Annotated in this window: 17 protein-coding genes and 1 riboswitch; of the genes, 8 read left to right on the top strand and 9 right to left on the bottom strand. The window is 39.2% G+C overall.

Annotated elements, in window-relative coordinates; translation table 11 throughout:
• Positions 1 to 134: 134 nt before the first annotated feature.
• A riboswitch (FMN riboswitch) is annotated at positions 135 to 285 on the bottom strand.
• 216 nt (positions 286 to 501) lie between these two features.
• Together ACI48O_RS13165 and ACI48O_RS13160 are read left to right on the top strand one after the other, a co-directional pair.
• Positions 502 to 687 (top strand): aspartyl-phosphate phosphatase Spo0E family protein, encoded by a 186-nt coding sequence (locus tag ACI48O_RS13165; protein WP_435562279.1) that lies wholly within the window; start codon positions 502 to 504, stop codon positions 685 to 687.
• Between the two features lie 185 nt (positions 688 to 872).
• The gene (locus tag ACI48O_RS13160; RefSeq protein WP_435562278.1) at positions 873 to 1,667 is read left to right on the top strand and encodes an EcsC family protein; all 795 of its coding nucleotides are present in this window, start codon (positions 873 to 875) and stop codon (positions 1,665 to 1,667) included.
• Between the two features lie 12 nt (positions 1,668 to 1,679).
• Here ACI48O_RS13160 and ACI48O_RS13155 read toward each other — a convergent pair whose 3' ends face one another.
• The 6 genes from ACI48O_RS13155 to ACI48O_RS13130 all read right to left on the bottom strand — a co-directional run bounded on the left by ACI48O_RS13155 (position 1,680) and on the right by ACI48O_RS13130 (position 6,004).
• Entirely contained in the window at positions 1,680 to 2,675 is a 996-nt protein-coding gene (locus tag ACI48O_RS13155; RefSeq protein ID WP_435562277.1) for a hypothetical protein, read from the bottom strand.
• A 150-nt stretch (positions 2,676 to 2,825) separates the two neighbouring features.
• Positions 2,826 to 3,671, bottom strand: coding sequence for a patatin-like phospholipase family protein (locus ACI48O_RS13150; protein WP_435562276.1), 846 nt, complete (start codon positions 3,669 to 3,671; stop codon positions 2,826 to 2,828).
• 97 nt (positions 3,672 to 3,768) lie between these two features.
• The gene (locus ACI48O_RS13145) at positions 3,769 to 4,545 is read right to left on the bottom strand and encodes an ABC transporter permease subunit (RefSeq protein ID WP_435562275.1); all 777 of its coding nucleotides are present in this window, start codon (positions 4,543 to 4,545) and stop codon (positions 3,769 to 3,771) included.
• Positions 4,542 to 5,450: an ABC transporter ATP-binding protein gene (locus ACI48O_RS13140; RefSeq protein ID WP_435562274.1), complete on the bottom strand. Its 909-nt coding sequence runs from the start codon at positions 5,448 to 5,450 to the stop codon at positions 4,542 to 4,544. Before ACI48O_RS13140 ends, ACI48O_RS13145 begins: the two co-directional genes overlap by 4 nt.
• A complete protein-coding gene (locus ACI48O_RS13135; protein ID WP_435562273.1) occupies positions 5,450 to 5,650 on the bottom strand; it encodes a PLD nuclease N-terminal domain-containing protein in 201 nt (66 codons plus the stop codon). The genes ACI48O_RS13140 and ACI48O_RS13135 overlap by 1 nt, the downstream gene beginning before the upstream one ends.
• A gap of 30 nt (positions 5,651 to 5,680) precedes the next feature.
• A complete protein-coding gene (locus tag ACI48O_RS13130; RefSeq protein ID WP_435562272.1) occupies positions 5,681 to 6,004 on the bottom strand; it encodes a DUF4870 domain-containing protein in 324 nt (107 codons plus the stop codon).
• Positions 6,005 to 7,113: 1,109 nt separating this feature from the next.
• On the opposite strand from ACI48O_RS13130, the gene ACI48O_RS13125 reads away from it, so the two are divergent.
• The 3 genes from ACI48O_RS13125 to ACI48O_RS13115 all read left to right on the top strand — a co-directional run bounded on the left by ACI48O_RS13125 (position 7,114) and on the right by ACI48O_RS13115 (position 9,964).
• A complete protein-coding gene (locus tag ACI48O_RS13125; protein ID WP_435562271.1) occupies positions 7,114 to 7,893 on the top strand; it encodes an undecaprenyl-diphosphate phosphatase in 780 nt (259 codons plus the stop codon).
• Positions 7,894 to 7,983: 90 nt separating this feature from the next.
• On the top strand, positions 7,984 to 9,111 hold the full coding sequence (locus ACI48O_RS13120) for an amidohydrolase (protein WP_435562433.1): 1,128 nt from the start codon (positions 7,984 to 7,986) through the stop codon (positions 9,109 to 9,111).
• A 292-nt stretch (positions 9,112 to 9,403) separates the two neighbouring features.
• Positions 9,404 to 9,964 (top strand): GNAT family N-acetyltransferase, encoded by a 561-nt coding sequence (locus ACI48O_RS13115; protein WP_435562270.1) that lies wholly within the window; start codon positions 9,404 to 9,406, stop codon positions 9,962 to 9,964.
• 54 nt (positions 9,965 to 10,018) lie between these two features.
• On the opposite strand, the gene ACI48O_RS13110 is transcribed toward ACI48O_RS13115, so the two are convergent.
• A complete protein-coding gene (locus ACI48O_RS13110) occupies positions 10,019 to 10,174 on the bottom strand; it encodes a hypothetical protein (protein WP_435562269.1) in 156 nt (51 codons plus the stop codon).
• A 158-nt stretch (positions 10,175 to 10,332) separates the two neighbouring features.
• Between ACI48O_RS13110 and ACI48O_RS13105 the strand changes: the two genes are divergently transcribed.
• Positions 10,333 to 11,703, top strand: a complete 1,371-nt coding sequence (locus ACI48O_RS13105) for an MATE family efflux transporter (RefSeq protein ID WP_435562268.1) — start codon at positions 10,333 to 10,335, stop codon at positions 11,701 to 11,703.
• 127 nt (positions 11,704 to 11,830) lie between these two features.
• Here the strand turns inward: ACI48O_RS13105 and ACI48O_RS13100 are convergent, their stop codons facing one another.
• Positions 11,831 to 12,259 (bottom strand): hypothetical protein, encoded by a 429-nt coding sequence (locus ACI48O_RS13100; protein WP_435562267.1) that lies wholly within the window; start codon positions 12,257 to 12,259, stop codon positions 11,831 to 11,833.
• Positions 12,260 to 12,517: 258 nt separating this feature from the next.
• On the opposite strand from ACI48O_RS13100, the gene ACI48O_RS13095 reads away from it, so the two are divergent.
• The gene (locus ACI48O_RS13095; RefSeq protein WP_435562266.1) at positions 12,518 to 12,994 is read left to right on the top strand and encodes an Hsp20/alpha crystallin family protein; all 477 of its coding nucleotides are present in this window, start codon (positions 12,518 to 12,520) and stop codon (positions 12,992 to 12,994) included.
• A gap of 26 nt (positions 12,995 to 13,020) precedes the next feature.
• On the opposite strand, the gene ACI48O_RS13090 is transcribed toward ACI48O_RS13095, so the two are convergent.
• On the bottom strand, positions 13,021 to 13,470 hold the full coding sequence (locus ACI48O_RS13090; protein WP_435562265.1) for a FixH family protein: 450 nt from the start codon (positions 13,468 to 13,470) through the stop codon (positions 13,021 to 13,023).
• A gap of 199 nt (positions 13,471 to 13,669) precedes the next feature.
• On the opposite strand from ACI48O_RS13090, the gene ACI48O_RS13085 reads away from it, so the two are divergent.
• A complete protein-coding gene (locus ACI48O_RS13085; protein WP_435562264.1) occupies positions 13,670 to 13,927 on the top strand; it encodes a DNA alkylation repair protein in 258 nt (85 codons plus the stop codon).
• The last annotated feature ends 188 nt before the right edge of the window (positions 13,928 to 14,115 follow it).

The following is a 14,115-nucleotide window of genomic DNA, read 5'->3' as shown; positions in this document are numbered from 1 at the left end:
TTGGGCATTTGCATGTATTCCTACCATTTCTAGTATTAGCTTAAATAATGATATAAACAAACCCCGTACAAATAAATGTACGGGGTCTAAATACATACTGAAATAAGCGTTAAAAAATAAGATTTTTCACGCTAAAACGCCCTCTCCCATCCAGACTTTACTGTCGGCTTTGGAATCTCACCAAATCCACCGCTTCCACCCATAAGGATGAAACCGGGTCACGGGCTAAGAGGATAAATCCTCATCACCGCCGGTTGGGAATTTCACCCGACCCCGAAGGCATCATATCAAAATCGATATGATTTTACATATTTAATTATTTATTGACATATTACCTTAATTACACTATTCCTGCAATTCATTTAGTTAAAAAATAATAATATATTCAAATATGATTTCATTTGTCGATAAATATTTTGTCGATAAGTGTCTTTTGTCACAGCGTTATTTCCTAAAATAATGGTAAATTGGCAAATATAGACTGTTTAAGGGAGACGATTCATGCTAGCAAAAGTATGTGCTGATCGGAATTCTGAGCTTTTAGGGATAATTGAATCTCTTCGGAAAGAAATGATTAAAGTCGGTCTCAAAGAAGGTCTTTCGAGTGAAAAAACAATAGAAATCAGCCAAAGGCTTGATCGATATATTGCACACTATCAGTCGAAAAGTTATCAGATCGAAGCGTAATCACCAAAACAATACATCATGAACATTCATAATACAAAAAAGCCTGCTTATTCACAGGCTTTTTTCATTTTCTATAAGAAAAGTCTGTATATTTCGAAACTTTCCAAATTCTGTTTCGTATAACATAATGTGATTAGGATTTTAATAGGAAATAAAAGGAATAAGAAAGGAAAAATAAATAATACATGAACGAAACAGTTGAATTTTTACAAGCAGAGTTGGCAAAATGTGAAGCCTGGGAAAAGGACCAGAGCGACTTGTGGTTTTGGGAAAAGTTAGGCCGTCTCCCGTTTAAGCTTCTAGATAAATGGACTCCAAATTTTCTCCAAGAAAAAATGGGCCAAATCATCGATGAACTAAGTCAATATATCCAAACAGGCGGCCGCTATTTAAGCTCAACCGATAAAATTAAGTCTTATTATTCACATCTAGAACATGTTGAAAATCTTCAAGACACTGCCAATTTACCGTTAATCGAAATGGATCAAGCAGCCGAAAAATTGACAAATAGCAGAAAAAAAATCGCTACAGTCCAAGGGGCCAGTACAGGTGTGGGGGGAATCTTTACTATTTCCCTTGACATCCCACTTTTATTAGGACTTCAGTTAAAAACATTGCAAGATATCGCAATTTGCTATGGATACGATCCTCATTCAGAAAAGGAACGCATTTTCATTGTAAAATGCTTGCAGTTTGTTTCCTCTGATATCGTAGGTAAGAAAGCCATTTTACAGCAGCTATCAAGCTTTGATCAACCTAATTCCAGTCGTGATCGAGAAGTAATTGCCGAAATACAAGGTTGGCGAGAGGTTGTGTTCACTTATCGGGATCAATTCGGCTGGAAGAAGCTGCTTCAAATGATTCCTATTGCCGGACTATTGTTTGGCGCCTTTACAAACCGTTCGGCCATTCATGATATAGCTGATACAGGTAGGTATCTCTATCGAAAAAGGAAAATCCGAGAGCGATTGGCTAAATGAGTTCCCAGCTATTTAGTGGCTTGTATAATGATAAAAGTCAACTAATACACCAATCATTAATATTTTCTCTGTTTCATTTAGTTTCTCATCAAAAATTAATATTGGCGTATTCGCGTCTCGAAATTGATGCCCCCACTCCAAGGGCATCCAGCCTTTTATTAACTTTCCAATAACATGCCCTTGTTGATTTCTAAATTTTTTAGCTTGATAGACAGAAGAACCTTCAACAAAAATGTCTTGATTATTCAATAAAGAATGAATGACCCCCATCCTCTTTTGTTGAGATGTGGGGTCTATTTTTTTATTGTTCCTGTAAAATTTAGCTGTTGATTTCTGTTCCAGGTGCTCACTTTCCGCGGGGGAGTCCGCGAGCCTCCTCGGCGCCATAGCGCCTGCGGGGTCTCCCGTGACACCTTCTCCCGCAGGAGTCTCGCACCTTCCACTCCAATCAACAGAGTGGTCAAATTCAAAAATGTTCTTTAACACAGCTTTTTTATTAAAAACACCCATTTCATTTTGGTCTGAATCATATATTTTTACTTCTTTTGTTCGGGCATTGATACGATAATAAGCTTTTAGCTTGTTTTGTGGACTATATAACCCATATGTCTTTGGGAAGCGCTTGTCTATAAAATATGGAAGAAACCACCTCCACCACCAAAACCTCTCGTCCCGGACTTCCCCGATTAGGTTTCCGTTCGGTTCAAACAACAGCATTCTTAATGATGGGGCAGGCATAAAGGTAATTAAAAGGTGTTCAGTCCTGACTAATCCAAGATCAACAGATGGCTTTTTGGTCATTGCTTCAAGACTGCGGCGATGCTGGATTAAATATATTTGATAACAGTAAAAACTAAATACAATAAAGGGGAGGATGACCAAAAATAAAGGTAAGTCTACAGAGAAATATATGCCACCACCCAAAATTAAGATTACTGGAACAAATGAAGCGATACTTTCGTTTAGAGCAATATTAGCAGCGGATCGATAGTATTGTTGAATGTTCATCTATTTTTCTCCTTGTCCTAATCAACCTTTTTACCATTCTATTGTTTCCATGTAATAAACATGATTGTTTTTTCCTATGTAAAAACTAAATAACAAACCCGGAACAACGTTTTCATTTGTTCCGGGCTCAGCTTAATACATTTTAATTCGCTACCATTGAGTTATTTTTTGAATATAGTTTTTGGCATCTTTATAGCCTGATTCATAAAGTTTTTCTAGCTTTTCTGGCTTTCGTTCCATCCGACCAACTTCAATTGGCTCACTAGGACGAATGATTAGGACATTCCCCTTGTTCTCTTCTTCTTCTAAATAACGGATCGTTTCATTATATGTTTGATAGCGGCGCTTTAAGGCATTTTGTAAGCCTGGGTAATTCGGGTATTTTCCCTTGGCTAAAAAATGAAAGCGCGATGGCTTTTTTTGATAGCCATAATTTCTTGTCAGGACGACAATATTTTTGTTATACCCGTCCTGTTGTGCTTTTTTAATTGGAATAGGATCACTGATTCCGCCATCAAGCAAAATTTTATCTTGAAAAGAAACTTCTTCTGCAACAAAAGGTAACGAACTTGACGCTTTCAATACCGTTAGGATCTCATGTCCATATTCTTGTTTAGAAAAATAAACCGGCTTCCCTGTAATACAATCAGTTGTTCCAACGACAAACTCAGCTGGACTTCGATAAAATGCATCATAGTCATATGGAACCAGCTTATTAGGGATTTCACCAAAAATAAAATCCATACCGAAAACCTGTCTTGTTTTTAAAAAATTGCGCCAGGATAGATAGCGCGGGTCAGTCACATAGTCGATGTTAACCTTGTGATTTCTTCCTTTTTGCTTCGATAAATAGGATGCTGCATTACAGGCACCCGCAGATACGCCAATTACATATGGAAAATTGAGATTACTTTCTAAAAAGCATTCAAGAACACCCGCGGTGTAAACCCCGCGCATTCCTCCCCCTTCCAATACTAAACCAACATTATTTAACACAACGTTCCTTCCCTTCATTTTATGAGCAGTCAATACGACTCTTTTTATTGTTATTTTATCACTATTGTAAAATAATGTTTATTTATTTGACTTATCATTATGTATGTTCCTTTTTACGGAAAACCGATACGGAAAGAGCCAACAGCCCGACAATACATCCTGCTGTAACAGCTATAGCACCCCATGCTTCATCCGGCATATTCCCTCCTGTCAAAATGGTGCTCGTATAATCTGATATTTGAGCTGGACTCCATTCTAGTACATGAGCAAGCATCCCTGATACTAAATTAAGAATAATAATGGTTGCCAATGAGACAAACCCAACGACACCAGGTGATTTAAAAACCGTATTAAAGAAGACCGTCACAGTTAAAGCAAACGACAGCCATAGCCCATATACTCCAAACGAAATGAAAAATACAGTAAACGATACGTGCTCAAAAAGGATAATAACATAATACCAACTTGCTAGAAATCCAAGAAAATAAGCAACCCATAATAATAACATTGCCCCTGCCCACTTAGCTGTTACATAGGAAAAATATGATACCGGTTTAACGAGAATTAGTTCTGCTACTCCGCTTTTTCGTTCAGCTGCGATTAATCCCATAGATGCCAAAACAATGATTAGCAAACCAATTGTGTTATACTGTGCGATGCTTTGAAACAGTACCTCTGGAGCAGATGGCGTCGGGAACTTAATAACAGCACCCTCAGGGAGATCCCCAACTGAATCAAGGATCTGAGGCATATAGTATGTAGTTATCGGTTCTGACACCCCGAGTAAAATAAAAGAGATTGGAAACCAGATCCATTTAAAATTTCTTCCCATTTCCAATATTTCTTTATTTAAGATGATCAGCCACTGGCTCATTTTTTCACCACCTCCAGGAAAACATCCTCTAACGTTAACCGTCCCACCTCAAACCTGGTAATCGGTAAGTTTTTATCTGCTATCTCACGTAATAATGAAACTTTAGCTCTTTCAAGATCAGTTACAACCAATGTTGCCTCGTTTCCTTCTATGGAGCTTGAGCTAATATACGGAATAAGCGTTAGAGACTTAATGATATCCTCAGTGTTCTCGATAAACTCAACCACTATTTTCGATTGACGGTACCGCGATTGCAATTGTTCCATCGTGCCGGATTCTACTAGTTTCCCGTCGTGTAAAAATAAGATATTATCACAAACCTCTTGGGCATCATTTAAAATATGGGTTGAAAATAGGATTGTAGTATTTTGTTTCAGCTTCTCTAACAGGTCTAATACCTCTCTCCTGCCAAAAGGGTCTAATGCTGAAACCGGTTCATCTAACATGACTAGCTTAGGCTGATGAATAATAGCCTGGGCAATGCCTAAACGTTGCTTCATCCCGCCTGAATATTTTCCAATCCGGCGATTTTTGGCGTCAGCAATACCAACGAGCTGTAATAATTCCTCAGCCCGTTCTTTCGCAATTATTTTAGATAATCCACCTAAACGACCCACGTATAGAAGAAATTCGAAGCCCGTCATCCACTCATAAAAAACAGGAAATTGAGGCAAATACCCAATGATTTTACGAATATCGCCTCTGGCTTCCTTATCCTGAAATTCAATCTTCCCCGATGAAGGCCTGATTAACCCTGAGAGCATCCTTAATATAGTTGTTTTTCCCGCCCCATTCGGACCGATTAACGCAGTACACTTGCCAGTTTCCAGGTTAAAATCCAATCCTTTTATCACTTCTTTATCTTGGAACTTTTTTTTCAAATCTTTAACCGAGATAACCGACATTATTGATTTCTCCTTCCAATCACAAAATAAACAATTGGACCGACTATATTGATAAAAACAATGACTAACACCCAGACCCATTTTGGTCCATTAGTATTTTCATTTTTGACTAAATCAATTAATGCAACAATTAAAAGAATTAATTGAAGAATGATGAGTGGTAGTATAATTGCAATATTTAAATTTTCGAGGACTTCCATTGTTTCACCACCTTTGTGTCTTCTTTTTAGCTAGCTAATGATTCGAAAGATAAGCGGAATTCTGTACTCTTCACCCTCATAGGCCTTGATCGCTGCTACGATCGTAAAAATAAACGCTAAAACCCCTACAACCCATATTAAAACAAACCCGATGAAAACAAGCATTAATAGCAAGCTGACCACCGAATATACTGTATAGGAAATCAGGAAATTTAAATATTCCTTGCCATGATAATCAATAAAATCCGAATCATTTTTCTTCAACAACCAAATAATCACGGGACCGATAAAGACAGTAAAAAAACTAATCACATAAATCACTGCAGCCAATGTCCGTTCCTCATTCGTAGGCATGCAAAATCACTCCCCTTTTATCTTTCACATTTATTCTATAGCATTTTCTACGAAAATAGTTCAGAATGGTTTCAACATTGTGTGAATTTACAAAAGGCAATTTTCTCCCGACCCAAATTTTCTTGCCGGTTGTTCCCCTCTATCAGATTGTGAACGTGCCCGGAAGCGACCAAAAAGTGCCTTGACGGGAACATTCAGTGCGTGATTGTGCCCGGAAGCGACCGAAAAGTGCCTTGACGGGAACGTTCAGTGCGTGATTGTGCCCGGAAGCGACCGAAAAGTGCCTTAACGGGAACATTCAGTGCGTGATTGTGCCCGGAAGCGACCAAAAAGTGCCTTGACGGGAACATTCAGTGCGTGATTGTGCCCGGAAGCGACCGAAAAGTGCCTTGACGGGAACGCTCAGTGCGTGATTGTGCCCGGAAGCGACCGAAAAGTGCCTTGACGGGAATGGTCAGTGCGTGATCGTGCCCGGAAGTGCCCGAACAGTGCCTTGACGGGAACGCTCAGTGCGTGAGTGTGCCCGGAAGCGACCGAGAAGTGCCTTGACGGGAATGGTCAGTGCGTGATCGTGCCCGGAAGTGCTCGAAAAGTGCCTTGACGGGAACATTCAGTGCGTGATCGTGCCCGTAAGCGCCCGAAAAGTGCCTTGACGGGAACATTCAGTGCGTGATCGTGCCCCAAAACGCCAAAAAAGTGCCTTGACGGGAACGATCAGAGCCTGATTGTGCCTGTAAGCGCCCGAAAAGTGCCTTGACGGGAACATTCAGTGCATGATTGTGCCCGTAAGCGCCCGAAAAGTGCCTTGACGGGAACGTTCAGAGCCTGATTGTGCCCGAAAACGCCAAAAAAGCGCCTTGACGGGAACATTCAGTGCGTGATCGTGCCCGAAAACGCCAAAAAAGCGCCATGACGGGAACATTCAGTGCGTGATTGTGCCCGGAAGCGCCCGAAAAGTGCCTTGACGGGAACGATCAAGGCGTGATCGTGCCCGAAAGCAACCGAAAGAGCCAAGACGGGAACGATATTCATGTTCTTGTTTAGGACAACATGAATACATTTTCTAAGAGGTGTATCTCACCGAGTAAAAAATAAGGAATGATGAACATATGTCAATGTTTGAGGCTTTTATCCTCGGAATAATTCAAGGCTTGACTGAATTTTTACCTATCTCAAGCACAGGGCACTTGTATTTGGGAAGGCACCTTTTTCAGCTTGATGAAGCGGGGCTGTTTCTTGATACGATGCTGCATATTGGAACATTACTAGCTGTTTTAGTGGTTTATAAACAGGAATTAATAGATATCATCAAACATCCATTTCAAAAGCAATCGTTATTATTAGTAGTAGGGACGATTCCCGCCGTAGTGGTTGGTTTTGTATTTAATGATCTATTTGATGAGATTTCGAAAACTGGGGTAACCATTGGCTGGGAGTTTTTAATAACGGGGGGAATTCTCTGGTTGGCCGATGGAGTGAAATCAGGAAGCAGGAAAACGAGTGAAATTGGTTATGGTGACGCCCTTTTTATCGGAACTTTCCAAGCAGCTGCTATTTTTCCTGCGATATCCCGCTCAGGCCTTACTATCGCTGCCGGGCTGTTTAGAAAGCTTGATCGTGAAACGGCAGCCTATTTTTCATTCTTGCTCTCGATTCCTGCGATCGCTGGGGGGATTGTTCTTCAATTCATTAAAATGACTACAAACACAGTTGAAGCTGTTTCATTTGGCAGTTTATTTATTGCCACCCTATCTTCCGCTATTTTTGGCTATTTGGCCGTAGTCGGTATGATTTCATTTTTAAAAAAGCGGTCTTTGAAAATATTTGCCGTATATGTTTGGATTCTTGGAGGAGTTATCCTTACATTACAATTTATGGGATTTTTCTAGAAATACCTCAAAATTAGAAGAGAACAAGCTCACTATGTGCATAATATTAGTAATATACAGTAAGGTCATTAATCACATAAGGATAGATACATCATGAGACTATTATTAACCAATGCACATATTTATCCGATCACCAATCAGCCCATCCCAAAAGGCGACGTTTTAATTGAAAACGGAAAAATAATGATGGTTGGAACTGATTTACCCTCAACTGAGAACACGCTAGAGGTTGACTGTTTCGGAAATTTTTTGTTTCCAGGATTTATCGATGTCCACACTCACTTAGGTTTGTATGATGAAGGAACGGGTTGGGCTGGAAATGATGCAAACGAGACGGTTGAACCGCTAACCCCGCATATTCGCGCAATGGATGGTGTGTATCCGCTCGATCCTGCCTTTTCCGATGCAGTTAAGTACGGGATCACAACTGTCCATGTGATGCCTGGAAGTGCTAACATTATTGGCGGTACAACATCTGTCATTAAAACCGCCGGAAAAAGCATTGACAAAATGATTGTTCAGGAAACAGCTGGTTTAAAAATTGCTTTTGGTGAGAATCCGAAACGAATCCACAGTCATGGCAGCGCTGACTCCATCACCCGGATGGGAATTATGGGTAAGCTTAGAGAAGCATTTTATGAAGCACAAAGAGTGGAGAATCGAGATTCATTCAGAATGAGACCCATTATTAAAGCTCTGAAAGGTGAAATTCCTGTTAGAATCCATGCTCACCGTGCGGATGATATTATGTCTGCAGTAAGACTTGCTTCTGAATTTGATCTTGACCTTCGAATTGAGCATTGTACTGAAGGTCATTTGATCGCATCAGAATTAGCAGGATATAACTTAAAAGTTTCTGTAGGTCCTACTTTAACACGGCGGTCGAAAGTTGAGTTAAAAAATAAAACATGGAAAACGTACCTTGAGCTCACTAACCACGGGATAGAAGTCTCGATTACGACAGACCACCCCTATACGCCGATTCAATATTTAAACATCTGTGCTGCGCTAGCGGTTCGTGAAGGACTATCCGAGCAAAAAGCCCTTGAGGGAATCACGATTAATCCGGCCAGAAACTTGAAAATTGACCAGCAATTAGGCAGTATTTCACCAGGAAAAGACGCAGATCTTGTCCTTTGGAGTCATCATCCCTTTAGCTATTTCGCAAAACCAAAATGGACAATGATCAATGGTGAATTTGTTTATGTAGAAAAGTGAAAAATTAGTGACAAATGTCATAATTAGCATAAAAATTTCATAAAAATACCTATATCATTTTTTTATAATTTCTTATAATATAAGTAACGTATGATACTTTTTTCAAAAAACAATTAAATATACTAAGTTATTAGGGAAGGCAAATGGTGCGCCACCAGTTTTCTGGTCCTAGTGGGTTCGATTCCCACCCCGAAATTTTTTCGCAACACAAAAAATTTCGAGGGTGGGATGGACCGATGTTTCTTTACGCATGGGTTCGGTTTCGGACTGCCCTTTAATTGGAGGGATTAGCATGCTCAAGAAGCGGGATCTTCACGATTGTCATACTTTGTATGATTTAATGACGCACCCAGAAGTCTTCCCTTTTGTGCGCCATAAGGCAAATTGTTATGATGAGTTTGTTTTTATCACGAAGCAGACAATCGAAGCAGAAGAACGCGGTGAATTAATTTCACGTACGATTCTTGATGAATGGGGCGCTCCGATTGGGACGATTAATCTGTTTGATATTCAGGATCATGCTGGTTTTCTAGGAACCTGGCTCGGCAAGCCTTATCATGGCAAAGGTTATAATAAGCCTGCTAAGGACGCATTTTTTAATGAACTATTTTATGAGCTCGGTATTGAAAGGGTATTCATGCGCATTAGAAAAACTAATATTCGGTCCATTAAAGCTGCCGAAAAACTTCCCTATGTCATGAATGTAAACGAACTCAGAAAACCCTTGTATGATCAAATAAATGCTAAAGAAAATGTATATGACCTTTATGAAATATCAAAGGATCAATACACTTTCCATGTACTAAGAACCAATCCACAAGAACAAGAATCGTCACAATTGCTTGAAGCGTAGGCTAGACAATAACAAGTAACGCTCCGAAAATGAATCGGAGCGTTTTTTATATTACTATTCTCCAGTATCCCCTTCACTTGAAACTGCCTCATCTTCACCCACTTCCGAAAGAAAATGACTCAGCTCCTCATTGGTTAATGTTTCAAACCTTCCATCCGGGAAAAAAATTTGAGTTTGGTTTGGATTAATTCGATTTAATTTATAATCCATACTGTTCGCTCCTTAATCATTTATTATCTATGATTAACAGACAGAAGCTCTTTCATTCTTTTCCATTATTCATATGTTCGTTTCACTGAATAATTGAACTCTAGCAAAGTATGATATAATTTTCCCGTTATCATTATTATAGAAACTGAGGACCTCTTATGAAAAAAACATTGTCGCTTTCTGAGAAATTACAGCAATTATTAGTGATCTTAATTCCAATTTTAATAACCCAAGTCGGACTTTTTATGATGAATTTTTTTGATACTATGATGTCCGGTCATTATAGTTCCACTGATTTAGCAGGTGTCGCAATTGGCTCCTCCCTTTGGGTGCCGATATTCACAGGACTCAGTGGAATCATGGTTGCCATCACACCTATTATTGCCCAGCTGTTTGGAGCAAGCAATTCACAAAGGGTTTCGTTGTCTGTAATACAAGGAATCTACCTTGCAGTTGTGATTGCCATCATCGTAATCCTTTTAGGTTCCTTTTTCCTCACTCCGATTTTAAATGGAATGAACTTAGATACAGGGGTTCAAATTGTGGCAAAGAATTATTTAATTGCATTAAGCTACGGTATGATTCCCTTGTTTGTTTTTAATGTGCTTCGTTCATTCATTGATGCCTTAGGGAAGACAAGAGTATCAATGGTGATCACACTTATTTCCTTGCCTATTAATGTATTTTTTAATTATTTATTTATTTTTGGTAAATTTGGAGTTCCAGAGCTTGGCGGAGTTGGGGCTGGATATGCGACCTCGATCACATATTGGCTCATTACATTTATTGCAATTGGGATCATCCATAAGCAAAGACCCTTTAAAAGTTATCAAGTATTTAGACAGCTCTATCCTGTAAAGATAACAATATGGAAGGAAATTTTAAAAATCGGGGTCCCTATCGGCTTTGCGATGTTTTTTGAAACGAGTATTTTTTCAGCGGTCACCTTATTGATGAGTGATTTTAACACGATTACGATTGCTTCCCATCAGGCTGCGATTAATTTTGCCACGTTATTATACATGATTCCGCTAAGCATCTCGATGGCTTTAACGATTGTCGTTGGATTTGAGATAGGTGCCTCCCGCAATGATGATGCACGAACCTACAGCTTATTGGGGATAGGGATTGCGGTACTGATGGCATTTTTCTCAGGCCTTATCCTTTTATTTTTTCGCAGTGAAATTGCTGGAATTTATACAGACGACCCTGCTGTTCAGGAGCTTACCGCACATTTTCTCATTTATGCACTGTTTTTCCAACTTTCCGATGCTCTTCAGGCACCGATTCAAGGTGCATTGCGAGGCTACAAGGATGTCAACATCACCTTTATTATGGCACTCGTTTCTTACTGGTTGATTGGGCTCCCTTTAGGCTATTATTTGGCTAATTTTACGAATTGGGGTCCATACGGGTATTGGGTCGGCTTAATTTCCGGATTAGCGATTGGCGCCATCTGCCTTTCCGTAAGATTGGTATCAGTTCAAAATAGGCGATTATTAAAACCAGAAAAGAAAACTTTAATATAAGTTAATGGCTTTTATATTAAAAGTAAAACGATGCCTTAGTTAAAAGCATCGCTTGGAAGATAAAATAATATTATTGTGTGCTATTTTGGCATATTCCTGCCCTACGAATATAGAATTCTTCACACTGTTAAATGCAAGTAAATGATTGGATTTGCCGTAAGCTTATTCCGAAATAAACCCAATTAAATCCAGTCCAACGATATCCTGAGACAGAGTTTCGGCCAACAAATGTTGGATAGAACCAAAATTGCGCAAAACCTCTCAGCCATACATAGGTGTATCTGTATAAGCATCTTCTAATTCCGCCTGGATCCACGGCAAATGCTCCTGCTTGTTGTTGAGGAACAAAAGATGGCGGTGGTGAAGTTGGAGGGCCTCCCGTAGGTCCTTGACCTGGAGGTGCAAATGGAGGTGTAAATGGAGGTGGGAACCCACCAAATTGTCTGCCTCCATAAATTTCATCGTAATAAATCTCCTCTTCGAATGGATTTGAATATAAGTAAGCTTCTTCACTATTTGGATAGTTATTATATAACGGTAAGTGACTTGGATACATAAAACGCGCTCCTTTGTTTGTTAATCTCACCTCATCATATTCTTTAGTCATTTACCTATCAACTTGTACTCGCAAAAATGGGTATTTTACCCAACTAAATTTTATTACAACAAAGGGACAACAAATCATTGTTGTCCCTTTTCTAATGCTATTTGATGGTTAATGATTATTTTCTTTAACGGTTGGGCTTCATATTGCATAGAATGCTAGCGAGTACCGTTCAAGATAACATTGATAATCTGAAAGGAAGATAGGCCTATGTTTCCTTGGAATTTATTCCCATTTAATCAAAATATGAAACAAACGATGAATTCTTTTCGCCCTGAAGACATTGAAAAATATACTCAAGACATAATCGGTAAAATGATGTCCAACCATAGAGGCGGAATGATGAATCCCCAGGAGTTATTAAAAAATATGTTCCCTGATTCAAATTTTCAGGACTCGTCGCAATCCTCATTGCAATACACCATCTACGATACACATGAGCATGTCTATGTACGAATTACAATCAAAGCAGAAGAGTGGTTAAAAAAAATCAAAATCTACCACACCGCTAATCTAATCATGATTGAAAATATCCCTAATCCTGATGATAAGCACAGTTTAACCCTCCCAGCAATGGTTAAGAAAAAAGGAGCAACGGCAAACTATCGGGACGGGATACTGGAGATCAGTATCCCCAAAAGCGTCGAACTACAATATTCAGAGATTGATATTACCGAAATGTTCTAGGCGGATTATATTAAGTTAAAGACTTTTTACTCATGGTCCTCCATAAATTGACTCTTTGCATTTTTATCTTCTGGCTCACTTGGAGTACCCACAACAAATTCTTTTTTCGGCATATTATGCATACTTTCGGCAGTGACATGGGCAATAACATAATAGGTCCCTTCCATCGCAAAGGTTTTTTCTAGTAGATATGCTCCGTCCGTTGCCTTTTTTATTTCAATTTCTTCATGCTTCTCATCTTTTGAGCGCCAAATTTCAAACGTGACCTCATTGGCATCCGTTACTACCTCGTCACCGTAGGTCACGACTGCTTTAAAAGTAACCGGCTCATTAGGCAGCGGCTTTTCAGGATTAATGTCAACCTTTACATCTACCCATTTTAATTCTTCCTCTTCCGGCACATCCTCTTCTCCCGAGCATGCCGTTAAAAATAAAACCATCAGCAACATCGCCAACCAAAAAACTCGTTTTTTCATGTTCCTTCTCCCCCTTGTTTCTATAACACCCATACCCTTATAAAATAGTAATAAACTCTTTTTGAATAACGATTTTTACTATTTTATTTCTTCTGAGGTTAATTTTTCCTCAGAAACAATACTCTAGACGTATTGTTACATATTCAAGCAGAAAAATGCAAAAAATATACTGACTTTTATTGCAGAAGGAGGAAAATAATTGAACACCCCTTATCGATGCCCTAATTGTAAAACAAATCGAAGTCGATTTAATCTTATCCAACAAGTGCCACAGTCTGTAAAACTGGATCCAGTATCAGGGGAGGTTATTCAAGAATTCACCAATGGCCAGCTTGATCCATTTCATATCCCATATAAAGGACCAGATTACCGGGTCCAATGTGGTACTTGCGGTCTCATTGAAGATGAAAAAACGTTTATTAAATTTGGACAACAGGGAAACGGTTTGCGGAATTAATATTTTTACGTAGCTAACAATAAAAGCTTGGCGGGTTTGGTTTGGTTTGGCTGGATTTAGTTTGGTTGGCTAATCAGCGGACATAGAGGACCTGATATGAACAAAACTGTCAAGGCCCGAGCGTTTTTTACTATTTTTGGGCAACCTTAATACAGAAGCTTGTGCTGCTTCTTTTTGAGGGGTTAACC

The organism is Neobacillus terrisolis (assembly GCF_051233475.1).
Classification (GTDB): Bacteria; Bacillota; Bacilli; order Bacillales; family Cytobacillaceae; genus Bacillus_BU.
Note: the sequence above shows the minus strand (reverse complement) of the source record. Positions and strands in the feature narration are given on the sequence as shown.

Excerpts from the sequence above, each read along its gene's own strand:
- ACI48O_RS13165 (WP_435562279.1), top strand. The coding sequence starts at position 502 with ATGCTAGCAAAAGTATGTGCTGATCGGAATTCTGAGCTTTTAGGGATA.
- ACI48O_RS13160 (WP_435562278.1), top strand. The coding sequence starts at position 873 with ATGAACGAAACAGTTGAATTTTTACAAGCAGAGTTGGCAAAATGTGAA.
- ACI48O_RS13155 (WP_435562277.1), bottom strand. The coding sequence starts at position 2,675 with ATGAACATTCAACAATACTATCGATCCGCTGCTAATATTGCTCTAAAC.
- ACI48O_RS13145 (WP_435562275.1), bottom strand. The coding sequence starts at position 4,545 with ATGAGCCAGTGGCTGATCATCTTAAATAAAGAAATATTGGAAATGGGA.
- ACI48O_RS13140 (WP_435562274.1), bottom strand. The coding sequence starts at position 5,450 with ATGTCGGTTATCTCGGTTAAAGATTTGAAAAAAAAGTTCCAAGATAAA.
- ACI48O_RS13135 (WP_435562273.1), bottom strand. The coding sequence starts at position 5,650 with ATGGAAGTCCTCGAAAATTTAAATATTGCAATTATACTACCACTCATC.
- ACI48O_RS13130 (WP_435562272.1), bottom strand. The coding sequence starts at position 6,004 with ATGCCTACGAATGAGGAACGGACATTGGCTGCAGTGATTTATGTGATT.
- ACI48O_RS13125 (WP_435562271.1), top strand. The coding sequence starts at position 7,114 with ATGTCAATGTTTGAGGCTTTTATCCTCGGAATAATTCAAGGCTTGACT.
- ACI48O_RS13115 (WP_435562270.1), top strand. The coding sequence starts at position 9,404 with ATGCTCAAGAAGCGGGATCTTCACGATTGTCATACTTTGTATGATTTA.
- ACI48O_RS13110 (WP_435562269.1), bottom strand. The coding sequence starts at position 10,174 with ATGGATTATAAATTAAATCGAATTAATCCAAACCAAACTCAAATTTTT.
- ACI48O_RS13105 (WP_435562268.1), top strand. The coding sequence starts at position 10,333 with ATGAAAAAAACATTGTCGCTTTCTGAGAAATTACAGCAATTATTAGTG.
- ACI48O_RS13100 (WP_435562267.1), bottom strand. The coding sequence starts at position 12,259 with ATGTATCCAAGTCACTTACCGTTATATAATAACTATCCAAATAGTGAA.
- ACI48O_RS13095 (WP_435562266.1), top strand. The coding sequence starts at position 12,518 with ATGTTTCCTTGGAATTTATTCCCATTTAATCAAAATATGAAACAAACG.
- ACI48O_RS13090 (WP_435562265.1), bottom strand. The coding sequence starts at position 13,470 with ATGAAAAAACGAGTTTTTTGGTTGGCGATGTTGCTGATGGTTTTATTT.